Origin of the sequence: Psychromonas sp. CNPT3, from assembly GCF_000153405.2 — a bacterium.
In the GTDB taxonomy this organism is placed as follows: domain Bacteria; phylum Pseudomonadota; class Gammaproteobacteria; order Enterobacterales; family Psychromonadaceae; genus Psychromonas.
The window spans coordinates 2532678-2551071 of record NC_020802.1; the positions used below are offsets into that span (position 1 = coordinate 2532678).

The 18394-nt window shown below is 39.7% G+C and carries 17 protein-coding genes and 2 pseudogenes; 9 read left to right on the forward strand and 10 right to left on the reverse strand.

Annotation, left to right across the window (positions count from 1 at the left end; genetic code table 11):
- Nucleotides 1–2142, reverse strand: coding sequence for a penicillin-binding protein 1B (gene mrcB / locus PCNPT3_RS11160; RefSeq protein ID WP_015465975.1), 2142 nt, complete (start codon nt 2140–2142; stop codon nt 1–3).
- The gene (gene hrpB, locus PCNPT3_RS11165; protein WP_015465976.1) at nt 2143–4623 is read right to left on the reverse strand and encodes an ATP-dependent helicase HrpB; all 2481 of its coding nucleotides are present in this window, start codon (nt 4621–4623) and stop codon (nt 2143–2145) included.
- A 223-nt stretch (nt 4624–4846) separates the two neighbouring features.
- Here hrpB and dksA point away from each other — a divergent pair, with 223 nt between their 5' ends.
- The 7 genes from dksA (at nt 4847) to panD (ending at nt 10377) form a co-directional block, all read left to right on the forward strand.
- Complete coding sequence (gene dksA, locus PCNPT3_RS11170) at nt 4847–5296, forward strand: RNA polymerase-binding protein DksA (protein ID WP_015465977.1); 450 nt, start codon at nt 4847–4849, stop codon at nt 5294–5296.
- A gap of 61 nt (nt 5297–5357) precedes the next feature.
- Complete coding sequence (gene gluQRS / locus PCNPT3_RS11175; RefSeq protein WP_015465978.1) at nt 5358–6233, forward strand: tRNA glutamyl-Q(34) synthetase GluQRS; 876 nt, start codon at nt 5358–5360, stop codon at nt 6231–6233.
- A 162-nt stretch (nt 6234–6395) separates the two neighbouring features.
- Entirely contained in the window at nt 6396–7742 is a 1347-nt protein-coding gene (pcnB, locus tag PCNPT3_RS11180) for a polynucleotide adenylyltransferase PcnB (RefSeq protein WP_015465979.1), read from the forward strand.
- Nucleotides 7735–8256, forward strand: coding sequence for a 2-amino-4-hydroxy-6-hydroxymethyldihydropteridine diphosphokinase (gene folK, locus PCNPT3_RS11185; protein WP_015465980.1), 522 nt, complete (start codon nt 7735–7737; stop codon nt 8254–8256). Before pcnB ends, folK begins: the two co-directional genes overlap by 8 nt.
- Nucleotides 8257–8264: 8 nt before the next feature.
- A complete protein-coding gene (panB, locus tag PCNPT3_RS11190; protein WP_015465981.1) occupies nt 8265–9059 on the forward strand; it encodes a 3-methyl-2-oxobutanoate hydroxymethyltransferase in 795 nt (264 codons plus the stop codon).
- A gap of 12 nt (nt 9060–9071) precedes the next feature.
- Nucleotides 9072–9920, forward strand: a complete 849-nt coding sequence (gene panC / locus PCNPT3_RS11195) for a pantoate--beta-alanine ligase (protein WP_015465982.1) — start codon at nt 9072–9074, stop codon at nt 9918–9920.
- A 76-nt stretch (nt 9921–9996) separates the two neighbouring features.
- A complete protein-coding gene (panD, locus tag PCNPT3_RS11200; protein ID WP_015465983.1) occupies nt 9997–10377 on the forward strand; it encodes an aspartate 1-decarboxylase in 381 nt (126 codons plus the stop codon).
- A gap of 104 nt (nt 10378–10481) precedes the next feature.
- On the opposite strand, the gene PCNPT3_RS11205 is transcribed toward panD, so the two are convergent.
- The 6 genes and pseudogenes from PCNPT3_RS11205 to PCNPT3_RS14195 all read right to left on the reverse strand — a co-directional run bounded on the left by PCNPT3_RS11205 (nt 10482) and on the right by PCNPT3_RS14195 (nt 13856).
- Complete coding sequence (locus tag PCNPT3_RS11205; RefSeq protein WP_015465984.1) at nt 10482–11087, reverse strand: protein-methionine-sulfoxide reductase heme-binding subunit MsrQ; 606 nt, start codon at nt 11085–11087, stop codon at nt 10482–10484.
- Between the two features lie 9 nt (nt 11088–11096).
- A complete protein-coding gene (gene msrP, locus PCNPT3_RS11210) occupies nt 11097–12113 on the reverse strand; it encodes a protein-methionine-sulfoxide reductase catalytic subunit MsrP (RefSeq protein WP_015465985.1) in 1017 nt (338 codons plus the stop codon).
- A gap of 401 nt (nt 12114–12514) precedes the next feature.
- Nucleotides 12515–12661, reverse strand: a complete 147-nt coding sequence (locus PCNPT3_RS14465) for a hypothetical protein (RefSeq protein ID WP_156801531.1) — start codon at nt 12659–12661, stop codon at nt 12515–12517.
- Nucleotides 12662–12679: 18 nt separating this feature from the next.
- Nucleotides 12680–13206: pseudogene (locus tag PCNPT3_RS11220) on the reverse strand (IS6 family transposase); the annotation flags it as partial.
- A 90-nt stretch (nt 13207–13296) separates the two neighbouring features.
- The gene (locus PCNPT3_RS11225) at nt 13297–13686 is read right to left on the reverse strand and encodes a VOC family protein (protein ID WP_015465986.1); all 390 of its coding nucleotides are present in this window, start codon (nt 13684–13686) and stop codon (nt 13297–13299) included.
- Nucleotides 13683–13856, reverse strand: coding sequence for a hypothetical protein (locus PCNPT3_RS14195; protein ID WP_156801532.1), 174 nt, complete (start codon nt 13854–13856; stop codon nt 13683–13685). Before PCNPT3_RS14195 ends, PCNPT3_RS11225 begins: the two co-directional genes overlap by 4 nt.
- Nucleotides 13857–13973: 117 nt before the next feature.
- Here PCNPT3_RS14195 and PCNPT3_RS11230 point away from each other — a divergent pair, with 117 nt between their 5' ends.
- Complete coding sequence (locus PCNPT3_RS11230; RefSeq protein ID WP_015465987.1) at nt 13974–15827, forward strand: SgrR family transcriptional regulator; 1854 nt, start codon at nt 13974–13976, stop codon at nt 15825–15827.
- A 73-nt stretch (nt 15828–15900) separates the two neighbouring features.
- On the opposite strand, the pseudogene PCNPT3_RS14345 reads toward PCNPT3_RS11230, so the two are convergent.
- A pseudogene (locus tag PCNPT3_RS14345) lies at nt 15901–16017 on the reverse strand (IS6 family transposase); the annotation flags it as partial.
- A gap of 38 nt (nt 16018–16055) precedes the next feature.
- A complete protein-coding gene (locus PCNPT3_RS11235) occupies nt 16056–17036 on the reverse strand; it encodes a sugar-binding transcriptional regulator (protein ID WP_015465988.1) in 981 nt (326 codons plus the stop codon).
- Nucleotides 17037–17396: 360 nt separating this feature from the next.
- Between PCNPT3_RS11235 and tal the strand changes: the two genes are divergently transcribed.
- Complete coding sequence (gene tal / locus PCNPT3_RS11240) at nt 17397–18347, forward strand: transaldolase (protein WP_015465989.1); 951 nt, start codon at nt 17397–17399, stop codon at nt 18345–18347.
- The last annotated feature ends 47 nt before the right edge of the window (nt 18348–18394 follow it).

An 18394-nucleotide genomic window follows, 5' to 3' on the forward strand; every position in this document is an offset into this window, starting at 1 on the left:
TTATTTACCTTTATTTTTCTGTTTCATATAATAGGAGAAAAGAACCAAAGCCCCGCTACTCCCCGTTAATTTTGTACTCTTATTGCTGTCTTTACCAACCCATGTTGTCACTAATTCATTTGCATCAAAACCAACAAACCAACTGTCTTTTAAATTGTTTGTTGTACCGGTCTTTCCATAAAAGTAACCTTGTGGATTACGCCAGCGCAAACTGCGCGCCGTACCTGATTGTGTGACCTCATGTAAACTACTGTTTAGCGCGCGCACCGCAGATGCTGAAAAGTGGCGCTCAATAGGATCGTTACGTTGGTATAATAATTCTCCATCGGCAGAACTGATAGAGCGGATCATCGCCAGTCTTTGATAGCGACCTTGCATTGTTATCGGCTGATACATTTGAGACACTTGCACAGGAGACAAAGATAAACTGCCTAATACTAATGATGGGTAAGCTTTTATTTTTTCTTTGACGCCCATTTTATGTAAGGTGTTAATAACACGCTTTAAACCAACTTGCATGCCTAAATTAACTGTCGGTACATTGAGCGAATGCACTAAGGCATATTCTAACGACACCTCTCCACGATATTTCCTATCGTAATTTTTTGGCGCCCAGCGTTGCCCTGTTGCATTTTTAAGAATAATGGGGCGATCTTTAATGCGACTCTTTAAGCTGTAACCGTTTTCTAAGGCGGTCAAATAAACGGCAGATTTTACCAAAGATCCTATCGGCCGTTTTGCGTCTAAAGCGCGATTAAAACCACTAAATTTCACGTCTTTTCCCGAAACAATGGCACGGATCTCAGCCGATTGACGATCGCTAACTAGCATCGCCCCTTGCAGATCTTCTTGGCCCTGCGTCAGTACTCTTTGTATACCATTTTGCACTGCAAATTCAGCGTGTTTTTGCGCTAAAGGCGAGATAGAGGTATAAATATGCAAACCATTTTGCTGTTCTATAATGCCCGGTACGCGCTGTGCCAGTTCTCGATATAAACGGCTAATGAACGCAGGATTTGAGCTTTTATTTAAAGCTTTACGCGCACTTACATTAAGCGCATCACTCACACTATAACGATAATCTTGCGTGCCTATTAAGTTATTCTCAACCATCAAGCGCAGCACCAGATCGCGCCTTGCTAATGCACGCTCAGGATGGCGACGGGGATCATAATAAGAGGGCCCTTTAATAATAGCCACCAGCAACGCTATTTGTTCAATACGTAATTCATTAACAGGCCGTGAAAAATAAAAATGACTCGCTAAAGCAATACCATAAATCCCCGTTTTTCCATTTTGAGCTAAGTACACTTCGTTTAGGTAGGCTTCTAACAATTGATCTTTACTGTATTTATGATCCATTAATAATGCAATATAAGCTTCTTGAAACTTACGCCATAAACTGCGTTTTTGTGTTAAAAACAAATTCTTCGCTAACTGCTGGGTTAACGTACTCCCCCCTTGAACCGTTCGGCCCGCTTTAAAGTTAGTAATAAAAGCGCGCACAATGGCAAAAGGAGAAATACCTTGATGGTGGTAATAATTTCTGTCTTCCATTAATAATAAGGTATTAATAAACAGATCAGGTATTTTTTCAAAAGGGATAAACAGGCGATCTTCAATATCATCAGAATAAAGACGCGTTAATAGCAAGGCATCTAAACGCGTACTATTACTCCAGCGACCTTGCACATAAAGGGAATGGATTTTTTTGTTTTTAAAATTAACTTTTACCGCGATTGCCCCTTCAGGACGATCGGCAAAATCAAAGGCGCGACGATAAAAAGTAACGCTATTATTATTAACGGAAAATTGCCCCGGCGCTTGAACATCACGCACAGGTCTATAATTAAGTAGCTTTAACTCTTCAATCAGTAGAGTCGAGGAAAGTGCCCCTCCCACTTCTAGTTTCAAGGCGCGCCCATACACTTGTGCAGGTAACTCCCAAGTGCCAGATGCAAACTTTCGCTCAATTTTAGAATCAAAATAGATGCCTAAAATCAGCATAGTGGCAATAGTAACTAAACTCACTTTCCAAAATAAAGACCAAATAAAAGACAGTAAGCGCGCTTTGATTGACAATTTTTTAACTTTCTTTTTTTTCTTGTTCTTTTTAGAAAAAAGATTTCCTATTTTTAACATTTATTTTCCATTCATATTCTTTTTAGTGCGTTTTGTTGGGATTGCAAGCTGTGGATCATCCGGCCAATAATGCTTTGGATAACGCCCTCGCATTTCCTTTTTTACGTCAACATAAGCACCCGCCCAAAAAGAGGCCAGATCTTGCGTTAACTGTAATGCCCGTCTTGCGGGTGAAAGTAATGCCAATTGTAACGTGATCCGCCCTGAAAAGATGCAAGGAGAATCTTTTTGCCCAAATAATTCTTGCATACGTACACTGAGTAATGGATTTTGCGTCTCGCGATATTCAATACTAATATTTGAACCCGTCACAACGCGCATGTGTGTTGGGAAATCCGTTTTAAATTGCGCTAACGTTGCCCAATTTAAACGCGCTAATAATGCACCTTGTAAATCGAGACGCGCTAACTGATCCGGTTTACTGAGTGCACTTAAATAGGGTCCTAGCCATTCATCTAAGGTATTAAGAAGCGTCTCTTTAGAAAAATCTACAAACGCATTATGACTGCCATATTTTGCATATTGTGCATGCGCATATTGCAATCGACACAACAATTGCTCATTTTGAGCCGACCAAGTTAAAGCGCTCAGCCCCGCTTTTTTTATACCACAAAGTAACGCATCACTTTTTTGCTGTGCGCTTAAATCTCTCAATGCTTTCTTATGTATTAATAACTTTCCAATGTAAGTACATTTTTCAGCAATTAAGCGTTTGTTACTTAATTGCCAATATATTTCATTTTTTTGACTAAAATAAGCGCTTATATTATTTTCAAGATCGCAAAGGTTAATACTACAAGCACTAAAAATGCGGCTATTACGTGCCGAGCCAAGTAGACCAAGATCAGCAACGACCAACATTTTTTGGTTAATTAAGGAAGAATGCGCAGATAATTGTGCGCCAATACCATTACTGAGTAAATAACACCCTGCGTTATCACGTGCTAATGCGATCCTGTCGGGAAAAGCAAAGGCAAGTAACAAGCCACAAGCATGTAACGAGGCAGGCGTATGCGTTGCGCGCAGTTTTAAACGCTTAAATAGCGCTTTTTGGCGTTGTTTAACCAGGTAAGAAGGTTGTAAAATCGCCTCACTAATATCATCAACACTCGGCTCATTACTTTCAAGTTGCGCCACTAATAAACAGCCAAGTTCCAGTATTCCCTCACAATAATGTGCTTCATGTAAACGTTTTGCTTGTAACAATAGATGTGCATAACGAGGCTCAGTGCCCATATCAATCATGGCGCGACCATAAGCCGTTAATTGGTTACTTGCATCTAATGCGCCAAAAGTCGTGAGTAAAGTGCGAGCTTGGGCAAGGTTACTGCGATTAGGTTGATCAATAAAAGGAAGTTGCTCTGCATCACTCACTCCCCAGTATAATATTTCTAATAACAAAGAGGTTAAATCACTACGCTGTATCGGCAGTGTCTTTTGCGCAGGAAGAAGCACCTCTGCCGACCATAAACGGTAACAATATCCCGCTTGCACGCGCCCTGCACGTCCAGCACGCTGCGTAGCACTCGCTTGGCTTATCATCTGCGTCTGTAGCTTAGTCACACCCGATTTAGCCTGATAAATAGCGCTACGCTCCTGTCCACTGTCCACAACCACCGTAATACCCGCGATAGTTAAACTGGTTTCAGCAATATTGGTCGCGATCACGATTTTACGTTGTCCATTTTTCGCTATTTGCATTGCCTGTTGCTGAACTTGTAAGCTTAATGCGCCATATAACGGCGCAATAAGCGGGATCTCTACTGCATTCTCAAAAAAAACATTTAACTGCGTTGTGCACTGTTTTATCTCTTTTATACCCGCTACAAATACTAATATATCGCCTTTTTGTTCTTTATAAGCACGTTTTATCAAGCCAATAAGACTCACCATTAAGTTCGCCGAGGTATTAAATCCGTAATGATACATAGTGATCGGATAACCACGCCCTTGTGAGCTAACACAAAGTGCATTTGGCAACTTTTTTTGCAGATGGCTATTATCTAAGGTTGCAGACATGATCAGTATTTTAAGGTCATCGCGTAACCCCGCTTGTAAATCTAATGCCAAGGCAAGCGCCAGATCTCCCTGTAAATTGCGCTCATGAAACTCATCAAAAATAAGTAAGTCCACGCCACTTAATTCTGCATCTTGTTGAATCATTTTACTTAAAACGCCTTCGGTGACGATTTCAAGTTGCGTATTTTTACTCACATGACTCTCACCTCGCATGCGATAACCGACACGCTCACCGACTTTTTCAGAAAATAAAGAGGCAATATAATAAGCAATATTTTTTGTCGCCAATCGCCTCGGCTCAAGCATAATGATTTTTCCCGTAAACCACTTATTTTTTAGCATCATAAACGGCAAAAAAGTAGACTTACCAGCCCCCGGAGGTGCTTGTAAAATCACTTGTGGTGCAGCGGACAAACTTGATTTGATCTCACTTAAAACAGAATCAATAGGTAACGAAGACAAAACAACTCCAAAGATAAACGGTTAAAGGCTCTACAATCAAACCCAAAAACAAAGCTTAACCATCATAAATCAACAAGCTCTATTTGACTACACTATGATTAATTGATATACATACCGCCCAAATTAGGTGGGGCTCTTCTAACAGCTAAAAAAAAACTGTTATTGGCGCTTTAAATTAACCCTATTAAAGCCATTTTTTAAGCTTTAATAAAAGGAAACGAATATGCCAGCCAATAAGACTAAAAAAACATTAGGCATTTTAGCCATTGCCGGTGTAGAGCCGTATCAAATTCAAAAAAATGAAGAGTACATGGAACAACCACAACTCGATCATTTTTATAAGATCCTTGACTCATGGCGCACTCAGTTACGTGTTGAAGTAGATCGCACCGTTGATCATATGAAAGACGAAGCGGCTAAGTTCCCCGATCCTATTGATCGCGCCACTCAAGAAGAAGAGTTTAGTTTAGAGCTTCGCGCCCGAGATCGTGAGCGTCGTTTAATTAAGAAAATCACCAAAACTCTCAAGAAAATGACAGATGATGATTTTGGATATTGTGATTCTTGTGGTGTTGAAATTGGTCTTCGTCGTTTAGAAGCAAGACCAACAGCCGACTTATGTATTGACTGTAAAACACTTGCTGAAATAAAAGAAAAACAAAATATTGGTTAATTTCCAGCACATTGAATGAAAAGGTTAGCCAAGTGCTAACCTTTTTTTATGGAGTTTTATTTTGCCTGCTTCTCTGTATGTCGGCCGCTTCGCCCCTTCACCCTCCGGCCTTTTACACTTTGGATCGCTTATCACCGCTGTCGCGAGTTATTTACAAGCGAAATCTCAACGGGGTCTGTGGTTATTACGTATTGAAGATATTGATCCGCCTCGTGAAATGTTAGGCGCTGCAATAGAAATACAAAAAACATTACAAGCTTATGGGTTACACTGGGATAATGACGTTATTTATCAAAGCCACCGTTCAGCGTCCTACGAAAAAGTCTTAGCACAGCTAAAAAAGCAAGGTTTAACGTATTATTGCCAATGCACACGTAAAGAGATAAAAAAAAGTGGCCAATATTATTTAGGAACGTGCCGCCATCAAGCATGTAGCGAAAAAAATAATGCTCTACGTATTAACCTGTGCACATTAAATCCCCCCATCACAAGTTTTGACGATAAACTACAAGGGCAGATTCAAACCGCCTGCACCCATGATTTTATTCTAAAACGTAAAGATCAATTATACGCTTATAATTTAGCGGTCGTCGTAGATGACATTGCACAAGGCATTACAGAAGTTGTGCGGGGCGCCGATATATTAAGCACCACAGGGATGCAATTGGCACTTTATCAATTACTCAAGGTACAAGCGCCAACCTATTTACATTTACCTTTAGCAGTAACAGCGCCAGGTGTTAAACTGTCTAAACAAAATCATGCTCAAGCTATCAAAAAAGAAGATGCACGTAGCACTTTACTGCAAGCCTTGGCTTTTTTAGGTCTGCCTTTAGATGAGAAATTAGCACCAAAAACATGTGCAGAAATATTAAAATGGGCCATTAAATATTGGTCAATCCAAAATCTGCCACAACAAATTGAAATTCAAATATAAAATTAATTTGTGTTTAAAGTAGCACGCGCATAATATAAGCACTGCAAAAATTTTACACATGCATAATATCGAACACATTCCGAGGATAAGCTCATTAAACGATTAAAAAAATTCGTTAAAAAAGTATTTGCGAAAAGAAGTAAAAAACAAACAGCCCCTTCATTGGATCAATATAAGATCCCAAGAGATAAACACAGCATCTCTCGGGCGAATATTGATGACAATGCTTTAAAGGTCTTATATCGACTACATAACGCAGGCTTTAGAGCATTGCTCGTTGGTGGTGCGGTGCGAGATCTACTACTCGGTTTAAAACCGAAAGATTTTGATATTACAACCAATGCGACGCCTGAAGAAATTAAGGCTTTGTTTCGTAATTGCCGCTTAATTGGTCGACGCTTTCGTTTAGCACACATATTATTTGGCAGAGAAGTCATTGAAGTCGCAACGTTTCGTGGCCCACATGACCAACAAAGTGCGCAAGATAAACAAAAAGTAAAACAATCACAAGGTGGTATGTTACTGCGCGATAATGTCTATGGCTCTTTAGAAGAAGATGCTGAGCGTCGCGACTTTACCGTCAACGCCCTGTATTACGACATTGCTGATTTTGCTCTTTATGATTTTTGTAATGGCATGCAAGATTTAAAAGATCGTAAACTGACCTTGATAGGCGATCCTGATGTGCGCTACCGCGAAGATCCCGTGCGCATGCTCCGTGCTATTCGTTTTACGGCAAAACTGGACTTAGAAATAAGCCCTGAATGCGCAGAGCCTATTCGCCGTTTAGCAAACCTATTACAAGATATCCCTGCAGCCCGACATTTTGATGAAGTCATCAAATTATTATTGTCAGGCCAAGGCTTACAAACATATCGCTTGCTCAAAGAGTATAAATTACTACAAGTGTTGTTTCCTATCCTCTTCAAAGATGGAGAAGATGACACCGCCCATGCAATGATAGAGAAGGCATTAATCGATACGGACAAACGTATTGGTCAAGGTAAACGTGTTACTCCTGCGTATATTTATGCGGTATTACTTTGGTACCCTGTTGAGCAACGTGCGCATGCCATTAGCTGTGAAGGTGGAATGGAATACCATGATGCATTTTTACTCGCCATGAATGAAGTATTAAGCATTCAAGTAAAAAGTATTGCCATCCCTAAACGCTTTACCGCAACCATTCGCGATATTTGGATGCTACAACTGCGCTTACCTCGATTTGGTGGAAAACGCGCTCAACGCGTTTATCAACATATTAAGTTTAGAGCCGCCTTTGATTTCTTATCACTGCGCGCACACATAGAAAATGATAAAGAATTACACGTTCTCGTCGCGTGGTGGCAAGAGTATCAACAAGAAAATCCACTACCAGTCCATCAACATGGACGCATACGTATTAACAAGGCAAGTGAGAAAAAGCCTGAAAGTACAAGCTACGCACATAAAAAACGTAAATATAAAAGTAAGAAACGTAGCGCAAGCACAGAGACGCCAGATGCTTAGTTACATTGCTATCGGTAGTAATCAAAATAAGCCGATACAACAAGCTGAGCAGGCGATACAAGCATTAAAAGCATTGCCAAATACGCAGTTGCTTAAATGCTCATCTTTATATTGTAGCCGCCCGATGGGGCCTCAAGATCAGCCCGATTATATTAATGCGGTTGTCGAATTAGACACCCAATTAAGCGCGCTACATTTATTGGATGAATTACAAAAGATAGAGCAAAGCCAAGGACGAATAAGAAAAGAGACACGCTGGGGTCCGCGTACTTTAGATCTCGATATTATCTTATATGCAGATCAAAGTATTAACAGTGACCGTTTAACCATCCCGCATTATGGAATGAAAACGCGCGCCTTTGTTCTTTATCCCTTATTCGAAATTGCGCCACATATAAAATTGCCAGATGCCACGCAGTTGTCGCAATTAATTGCATTATGTGATAAAAAAGAGCTCATCAAAACAAGTGATCTTGATCACTCTTGCAGTGCGGATCAACTCAATAAAAAGTAGAGGATATTATGCCTAGAATTAGTGTTTCTCATTTAATGAAAATGAAATCAGAGCATCAAAAAATCACCTGCATTACCGCTTATGATGCGAGTTTTGCTACTATTTTTGATCAAGCAGGTATCCAAGTATTACTGATTGGTGACTCTCTGGGCATGGTTTTACAAGGCCATGACTCAACGCTTCCAGTGACAGTTGATGATATTAAATACCATACGACTTGTGTTGCCAGTTGTGCTAAAAGTGCATTGATAATGGCAGACTTACCTTTTATGAGTTACGCCAATGCTGAGCAGGCTTATGCCAATTCAGCTATCTTGATGCGCGCAGGCGCACAAATGGTAAAACTTGAAGGCGGTGAATGGGTTGCCAATACGATACAGGGCTTAGTCGAACGAGGCGTTCCTGTCTGTGGTCATTTAGGATTAACACCACAATCGGTGAATGTCTTAGGCGGTTACAAAGTACAAGGTCGTCAACAAGCACAAGCAGACAAACTGCTTAGCGACGCCCTACTCTTAGAAAAATCTGGCATACAATTATTAGTCTTAGAATGTGTACCGGTTGCACTTGCTGAGCGTATTACTAATGCATTGCAAGTTCCCGTTATCGGTATTGGTGCAGGCGCACAAACCGACGGACAAATTTTAGTCATGCATGATGCCTTTGGTATTTCTGCGGGTTTCTGCCCTAAATTCTCTAAAAACTTCTTACTCGAAACAGGTGATATTCGAGGCGCAGTGGCACTTTATAAAAAACAGGTAGAAAGTAGCGAATTTCCTGCCTCTGAACATTGTTTTTATTAAAGAGATAACAAAATGAAAATTATTCATGATCCCATGCTATTGCGCAATAATATTAAACAATTTAAAACGACTGGCCAAGAAATCGTCTTTATCCCTACCATGGGTAATTTACATGATGGGCATATCGCATTAATTAAAGAAGGCCAAAAGGTAGCATCGATCACCGTTGTCAGTATTTTTGTTAACCCGATGCAATTTAATAATCAAGCAGATTTAAAGAATTATCCAAGAACCCTAGAAGCCGATTATAAAAAATTAGAGGCCGCGGGTGTCGATATTGTTTTTGTTCCCAGTGCAGAGGTTATTTACCCTCATGGACTCGAAACACAGACCTATATTGAAGTCCCCGTACTCTCTGACGTTTTAGAAGGTAAACTTCGGCCGGGGCATTTTCGCGGAATGAGCACCATTGTGACCAAGTTATTTAACCTTGTTCAACCTGATCATGCCTGTTTCGGAGAAAAAGACTTCCAACAACTCGCCATCATTAAACAAATGGTGAAAGATATGGGGATGCCAATCAATATTATTGCCGTACCTATTATTCGCGCAGAAAATGGACTCGCATTAAGCTCTCGTAATAGTAAACTTAATGCAGAGCAAATGCAGATAGCACCATTACTTGCACGCGTAATGCAACAATTAGCAGGCGATATTACGCAGCAAACATTAAACTACGATGATAGCATTAACAAGGCGACACAAGCCTTAGAGCAAGGAGGCTTCAAACCTGATGCGATTGATATCGTAGATGCACAGACGTTACAAGCAGTGCACAGCGAAACTAAACAAGCGGTGATTTTAATGGCTGCCTATTTAGGTAACACGCGCTTAATCGACAATAAAGTAGTCAATTTATAACCTTTAGGGTTTACTTTATCGTCTTCTTGGCTGAATATATCAGCCTAAATTTTTAACCTGAACGAAAGGCTTTAGTATGAAAAAAACAATGCTAACCGGTAAACTACATCAAGCTCGCATCACTCATGCTGAATTAAATTATGAGGGCTCATGTGCGATTGACCAAGATTTATTAGATCAGTCCGGTATCCTAGAATATGAAAAAATAGAGATCTATAACATTGAAACCGGTGGGCGTTTTTCAACTTACGCAATCTCTGGAGAGCGCGGATCTAAAATAATTTCCGTCAATGGCGCAGCTGCTCGAATGGCAGCCGTTGGTGATCGCGTTATTATCTGTGCTTATGCAAGCTTAAGCGCTGAAGAAATTACCCAGCATAAACCGAGTTTGGTTTATTTAGATGCTGACAATAACATCGTACGCACCAGTAAAGCAGTGCCAATGCAAGTCGCTTAATTCCTTTGGTATAACAATCCGAGACCCCTTTAAAGTCTCGGATTGTTATGCTTTAAATATCTGTTTTATCCTTACAGCATCCTCACTAGCCCCAATCACCCTTTCTATTTTAATCCCTTCATAAATTGTTTAAAATATTGTTTACGCTCTGACAGTAAGACGAAACAAATGACAATATAAATACTTGCTTCTACAACACCTGATTTTACCGACCAGTAATAATGAATAACTGCAAATAAAGCCCCCCAATAAACGAAGCGATGCAGCGTCAGCCAATTTCTTTTCATTAATCGTTTTATTTTATTAATAGAAGTAATGCTTAACAATAATAATATCACCCACGTTATCGCCCCCAAACTTAAATATGGACGCTTGATAACTTCAGTAACAAACAAACTAAATGTCCAATCTAGCTCTAACCAAATAAACGTTAGCAGATGTAATATCGCCCAAAAAAAACTATACAAGCCTAATAGACGGCGCACCTGAATCAATAAGGGTTGTTTAAAACGCTTGGTAATCGGTGTCACTGAAAGCGTTAATAATAAAAAATTAAGCGCTGTTTTTCCTAAGAAATGGATAAGATCTTTTACTGGATCTGCCCCCAACAAATCACTCTCGATCAAATACCATAAATAGAGGAGTGTCATAAAAGCACTTAAATGGATAAATATTTTAAGAAAAAAGATCCCATTAGGTGATATTTTCATATTATTCCTTTAAAAATGCTTATTAAGATCTAAGTTTTTATAGAGATGTGCAACCTCTTGCTCATAACCGTTAAACATTAATGTCTTTTGACGTTTTTGTGCAAACACACTACCCGCACCAATAAAACGTTCACTCGCTTGTGTCCAGCGCGGGTGATCCACCAAAGGGTTTACATTGGCATAAAAGCCATATTCTGAATGCGCTATTTTTTTCCAAGTATTAAGGGGGCGCTCATTGGTTAAGGTAATACGCACAATAGATTTTATGCTTTTGAAACCATACTTCCACGGTACGACGAGACGAATGGGCGCGCCATTTTGTGGTGCTAACGTTTTACCATAAAGACCCACTGATAATAGCGTTAAGGGGGCCATCGCTTCATCTATACGTAATGCTTCAATATAGGGGTAATCAACACCGCCCCCTATTCTATTTGAGGTTTGTCCGCGCATTTGCGCCGGTTCATATAAGGTTTCAAAGCGCACATATTTAGCATCTGATTTGGGCATTGCGAGCTTAAGCAGTGATGCCAAGCTAAAACCTAGCCAAGGTATATTCATCGACCACGCTTCAACGCAGCGCATACGATAGAGTCTCTCTTCAATACTAAAGCGTGTTAACAAGTCTTCATAATTTAGCGTCAACACATTATCGACTAAACCATCGATGGTTAACGACCAAGGATCAACTTTAAACTGTTGTGCGTATTCAAAGGGATCCGACTTACCCGTACCAAATTCATAAAAGTTATTATATTGCAGGATCTTTTTTTCGGGGGTGAGAGGCATTAATGATTGGAAACTTGGATTTTTATGATGGTTGAGTACGTGTCGATTAAAAATAATGTCACTCTTTTGCTCGCTTAAGAAGCGATCAAACAGGCCGGCTTTGCTATGCGTACTAAAAGGTAAAGTGAGAGCAGCTATCCCTAAGCCCTTAATGATTTTACGACGATCTTGATAAATAGATTCACCGCTTAATTGAGACTCTTTAATTTGTGATTTAGGGGGGACTTTTATTAACATACTTTTCTCCTTTTACACTTAGAGATATCATTTATATTCCTATAACATATTATTTTAAGATACAAAGCAACCAGAAAATTGGAGTGAGATCATGCGCCTAAAAAACTAACAAGGTGTTTTGTAAGCGCCAAAAGGGAATAAACATTAACGACTGAGTATTTTAGATCATCTAATAAAGCATCCTGTTACTCGCATGGACACCTCTTAATTTAATAATCGGTGCTGAATAAATTTTATAATATGCATTTAATACTAGAGTAAGGTCGAAGATGCGCCAATACATTAACGTAATAACCTATTTTTAGCAGTGCACTCTTTTTTACTAACGCGTTAAATAAAGGACTTCTGTCGCAAACTAAAATAATGTTACTCTAAAGAGGCGCACTTTTTATCAGATACCATTATGCTGCTAGCGAATAAAATTGAGCCCAAAGTGCCATTCTTTCTGAGTTAATCATTTGACCTTTTTTAATCATATCGTCCACTTCAACACAGGCCAAAGTTGATTCAGCACCAACCCAAGATTTCCACCCTAAACATTGATGCATTTTGGCTTTCACTTTTCAATGACTTTGCTCTACAATATTTTTGAGGTATTTAACCGCTAATACTTCGACCATGCACAACATGTACGCACCCAACCAAAGGTGAATGTTGAGAGTATCTAGCGCAGCTACATTCGCACCACTTTTATCAATGACAACTTTACGGGGTAAGCCACTGCTCTTTATCGCTTTATCAAAGAACGCCCGTGCATCCTGCTCATTACGGGTTCACTTAAATAGAAATTAATAATGGTGCCATATTTATCGACGGCTCTATAGTAGTAGACCCACTTACCTTTCACCTTTATATAGGTTTCATCCATTCGCCATGAGTCAGCTACTTTACGTTTTATTTTTCTGAAACTGGCTTCAAGCAATGGAGCATATTTGATCACCCAACGGTTTAACGTTGAGTGATCAAAGTAAATGTTTCGTTCCGCAAATATCTCTTCTATTTCACGATAACTGAGTTTGGAAGTAAGATAATATCGAAGTGCCATCATGATAATATCTGAAGGGTAATGTCGTCCTGAGAAATTAATTGGCATGGCACTCATACTCTGAAAATAGAGAAACATTACAACACTTTGGTTTACTTTGTAAATTTTTGCGACAGAACCCTAACTAGGCGTTTATTATTAAACAACAATTTCCACTCGATTCCATTCAGGATCCAGTACCACACACTCATAATAACCGGCGCCAGTCCAGCGAGGTCCATCCAATACCTCGTAGCCATTGGCGATAAAGGTCGCAGCCATTTCATCAACTTTTAGTTCTGAACCAACAGAAAATGCAATATGGGCCAAACCCGTGATCTGTGGAAATACATCAACCGCTGATATCAACACCGAATCCATTTGCATTAATTCAATACGCGGGCCATCTGCGAGTGTCATGAAATAAGAGCGAAAACCTTTACTCGAATTTTCATATTGGTTGTTACTTTTTGCATCAAAAAAGTGTTGGTAAAAGTGCTTCATGTTTTCCAGATTTTCGCACCAGATAGCCACATGTGCAATTCTCATTTGAATGCCTCACTTGGTCGCTCTTGTTCATTTAAGGATAATAATGTGTTCATGGCTAGAATGGCTTCTATTTCAGTAATATTGCTACTTAATTGCAGGCGAGACTGATAATACTCAGTCATTGCACGACTCGGTATACGATTAAAGATTTTTTTTATGGTCTCTAGCATGTTCATTCCTCTGCTTGTTTTGTTAAAAGGCTATTTAAGTGATGGGGCAAGTATCACTCAATAATAGGACGTTAAAAACAGATTTAATTGCATTATTTACTTCCGGTTAAGGTTGTAATGTGGCAACGTATACCCTTTAAACCCTATTTGAACACTAAATTAGGAAGTGGAGGTGATAATATGCATCCTGTTTTAAGTAATGAGAAAAAAATATTACACTTCTCTCGGTTAAGTAAGCTGGGTGTTAAACAAGAAATTGCGATCACCATGCCTGAAGTCGCTGAAGCGATGTTTACCAGCACGAGACATTGCCGCACCCTATTAAATGAGATGCGTGATTTAGACTGGTTAGAGTGGACACCCCAAGCAGGACGTAAGCAACGTTCTCGGCTTTATCTGCTGTATTCTCTTGATGAGCTAAAAGCACAACTGGCGAAGCAGATGATTGCTATTGGAAAGTATGAGAAAGCACTCGCGCTTATCGACCATGATCAAATGTTATTTGGGCAACTGTTACAAATAACATCTGGTGCTATCCAACGTGAAGGCCGGTTACACATCCAGCTGACATACGGGCGTTCTTTCTCTGCACTATTACCGCATATCGCTTTAAGGAACAGTGAACGTTTCTTGTTACGTCAGGTTTACTGCTGTTTGGTGCAGTGTGATAAAGAGGGTTTTATCACTCAGCAGCTAGCCCACCACTGGGTTTACAATGTGCAGTTACAACGCTGGCGTTTCTATTTACGTCCCGGGCTAACTTTCCACGATGGCAGTGAAATTAATGCCAAAAATATAGCTGAATTATTTAATCGATTAAAGAAACTGGCTACATACAAGGCTGAACTGGCACATGTCATCGATATCACTGCGGTAAATCAACTTTGTATCGACTTTCAATTAGATCAATCAGACCCTGGATTTGCAGGACTCATTGCAGATGTGAAATATTCTATTCAACCTTACTCTCAACTGAAGACAACGTTAGTTACCGTAGGTAGTGGTGCATTTCGAATACAAGAGCATACGCCACAGTATTTACGATTACAGACATTCGATAACTATCATGGTTATCGTGCCCTTACAGATACAGTAACTATTTGGCATGTATCATCACCCCAAGCCAACTCACCTTGTACAACTGAATTTCAGGAAAATGTGGTGAATAAAAAAAGTCAAATCCGTTCAAACTATCCACCCAGTAACAGCCTTGAAAAGAAAATTGAATCTGACGATCAAGCAAGTGAAAGTGATCAAAAAAGTAGAATAGAATATGGCTGTTTACTGGCAATGATAAACAATAAAGCCAAGCTTTCTCTTCTGCAGCGTAAATACCTGAGCCAATTGCTTGCTGCTGATAAACTGATGGAGGAATTAAGTAAATCAACGAATCCGATTGAAGCCATTCCTGCCTACAACCTACTTTCCAATTGGTTAAAAGTTATTTCGACTGGCACAACGGAGCAACCTTTGCCGAGTAAACTGACTATTGCAATATTCGAACACCATACTTTGAAAGAATGTGCTCATGCAATGGTGATGTTACTTGAGCAAGCTGGTATTGACTGCGAGATTAACGTCTATTCTTTTGAGGAACTCATGCAAAAAGCCAGTGCGAATACCCTGATGGAAGATCTTATCTTGATTAGCCTCGATTTAGATGACAACCTGCCAGCGTCTATCTTTCACTGGATGTTATCTAATTCAGTACTCAATCAAAGCCTGTCTGCAAAAGCCTGTCACTGGCTACAAACTAAATTAATCACTATTCGACAGCAACAGCCATTAAGCAATTACCTTTCTGAACTGGAATCAATTAGCACTGCAATGATTACAGAGCACTGGATAATTCCTATGCTGCACCATAGGCAGACGCTATATTTTCAAGGCGTACTCAAAGACGTATCGATAAATGTCTGGGGTTGGCCAGAGATACAAGATGTGTGGTCTGAACAATTTGTGGATAGTTAGTACTCAGTTAGGTTCTGTCGCAAACTAAAATAATGTTACTCTAAATTAGAGGCGCACTTTTTATCAGATACAATTATGCTGCTAGCGAATAAAATCGATCCCAAAGTGCCATTCCTTCTGAGTTAATCATTTGACCTTTTTTAATCATATCGCACACTTCAACACCGGCCAAAGTTGATTCAGCACCAACCAAAGGTGAATGTTGAGAGTATCTAGCGCACACAACTTTTACGGTTTAATTTGCTCATCTAAATTTAAAATAGTTAACGCATTACTCACACTTGTCGCTAATACATCAACCACACCACTGCGTAACGCGCCGAGTAACGCCAAAGGTTTACTATTTTCAGAGGCGATAGCAATCACATTCGTAATAGGCCGAAATTCATTCATACTCAATCCTATCACGCGATCGCTCATCACTGTATTGGCAATATTGCCTTGTACATTGAAAAAATCATAACCGCCAAAATCCCCCACGACACCATTCGTCAATCGCGATTGCAGCACTTCATCCGCGGTAAACCAACCTAAACTTACCATGTAATTATTTTCACTCATATTACCAATACCTACTAATGACACATCGGCTTTTCGCGCTAAATCGAGGGTTTGCTTTACTGTTTCATTTTGCATAAAGGCGGTTTTCTGTGCGTTATTTTCAGCATAAGCTGGCGCATATAGCGTTTCAGAGCTACCCCCATATTTTTTAGCTAATTGGCGACTAATATGATCCGCATTAAACATACCACCACGAGGGTGAATACCCCCAATCGCGCACACAAACTTACAATTTCGAGGCGCTATCACCCCGACATGATGCGCAACAGCCGACACATTACGGCCTTGGCCAACCGTCACTACCATGCCGTCTTTTAAAATACTGGCAAGGTAATTAGAGACGAGTCCCGCAACCTGCTGGCGTTGCTCTTCTTCATTACTTTGATCTAATGCTATCAATGCCCTTTTTATCGAAAAACGCTTCATTAATCGTTGCTCTATTTGCGCACTAAAAACGGGATGATATTTTACCGTGATCTCAACTATTCCTTCATTGCGAGCTTGTTTAAGCATGCGCCCGACTTTCGCTCTTGATATCGAAAATTTCTTTGATATCTCTTCTTGCGTGGCACCGTCTTGATAATAAGCCACTGATATTTCTGTTAATAAATCAGTTTGTTGCACTGATATGTCTTGTTTTTTTATCATTACCTTAGACCTCAATCACTCGCCAACCAAAAATCGTTACATATGTAACCCATCATTACATATGTTCAATATAAAAACCTTATTTTTCTCAGTGTTAATTTATTTAAAATGTTCAAATTCTCATCAAAAACGCTTTTTTTAAATGATAAGCGATAAAAACTTGATCCATAGACTTGTTTACGAGTTTACGTCATTGACATATATATTGAATACGCTATTTTAAAGCTACCAATTACTCAACAGCTAAGCATATGAGCAATCATAATGTTCAGTGTTGAACATTCGTCATGTTTGTTTACACCAACATGCGGATCAAAAAAATAGTAATGCATAATTAAGCCGAATATAAGGATAATAAAGATGAGCAACAAATTACAACAACTTAGAAAAATAACCACTGTCGTTGCCGATACAGGTGATATTGAAGAGATCCGTAGATATCAACCAGAAGATGCGACAACTAATCCATCACTTATCCTTAAAGCCGCTCAAATTGCCGATTACGCGCCTCTTATTACCCAAGCGATTGCTTACGCTAAAGAGCAAAGCAATGATAAAACGCAACAAGTACAAGATACTTGTGACATGCTAGCGGTGAATATTGGTAAAGAAATCTTAACCACTATTCCGGGTCGTATTTCAACTGAAGTCGATGCGCGTCTTTCTTACGATACGCAGGGCAGTGTGACTAAAGCACGTCAACTTATCAAAATGTACAATGATGCGGGCATCAAAAATGAGCGTATCTTAATTAAACTAGCCTCTACATGGGAAGGCATCCGCGCCGCAGAAATCCTTGAAAAAGAAGGTATTAACTGTAACTTAACCTTATTATTCTCTTTCGCTCAAGCACGAGCTTGTGCTGAAGCTGGCGCATTCCTAATCTCTCCTTTTGTGGGTCGTATTATGGATTGGCATAAAGCGAAAGAAGGTCGTGATTTTGCACCGCAAGAAGATCCAGGCGTTATTTCTGTTACCACTATTTACAATTACTACAAAGAGCATGAATACAACACTGTTGTAATGGGTGCAAGCTTCCGTAGTATCGGTGAGATCTTAGAAATTGCTGGCTGTGATCGTTTAACTATCGCACCTGCATTATTACAAGAACTTGAAGATGCAGAAGGTGAAGTTATCGAAAAATTAGTGGCAGCCACTGAAATTAAACCACGCCCGAGTATCATGACACACGCAGAGTTCCTTTGGGATCATAACCAAGATCCAATGGCTGTTGAAAAACTAGCTGAAGGCATCCGTAATTTTGCTATCGATCAAGGTAAACTTGAAGTAATGATCGCAGCTAAACTTTAATTTTAAAAAAGTGAAGGCACATATCTGCCTTCACTTTTCTTTATATC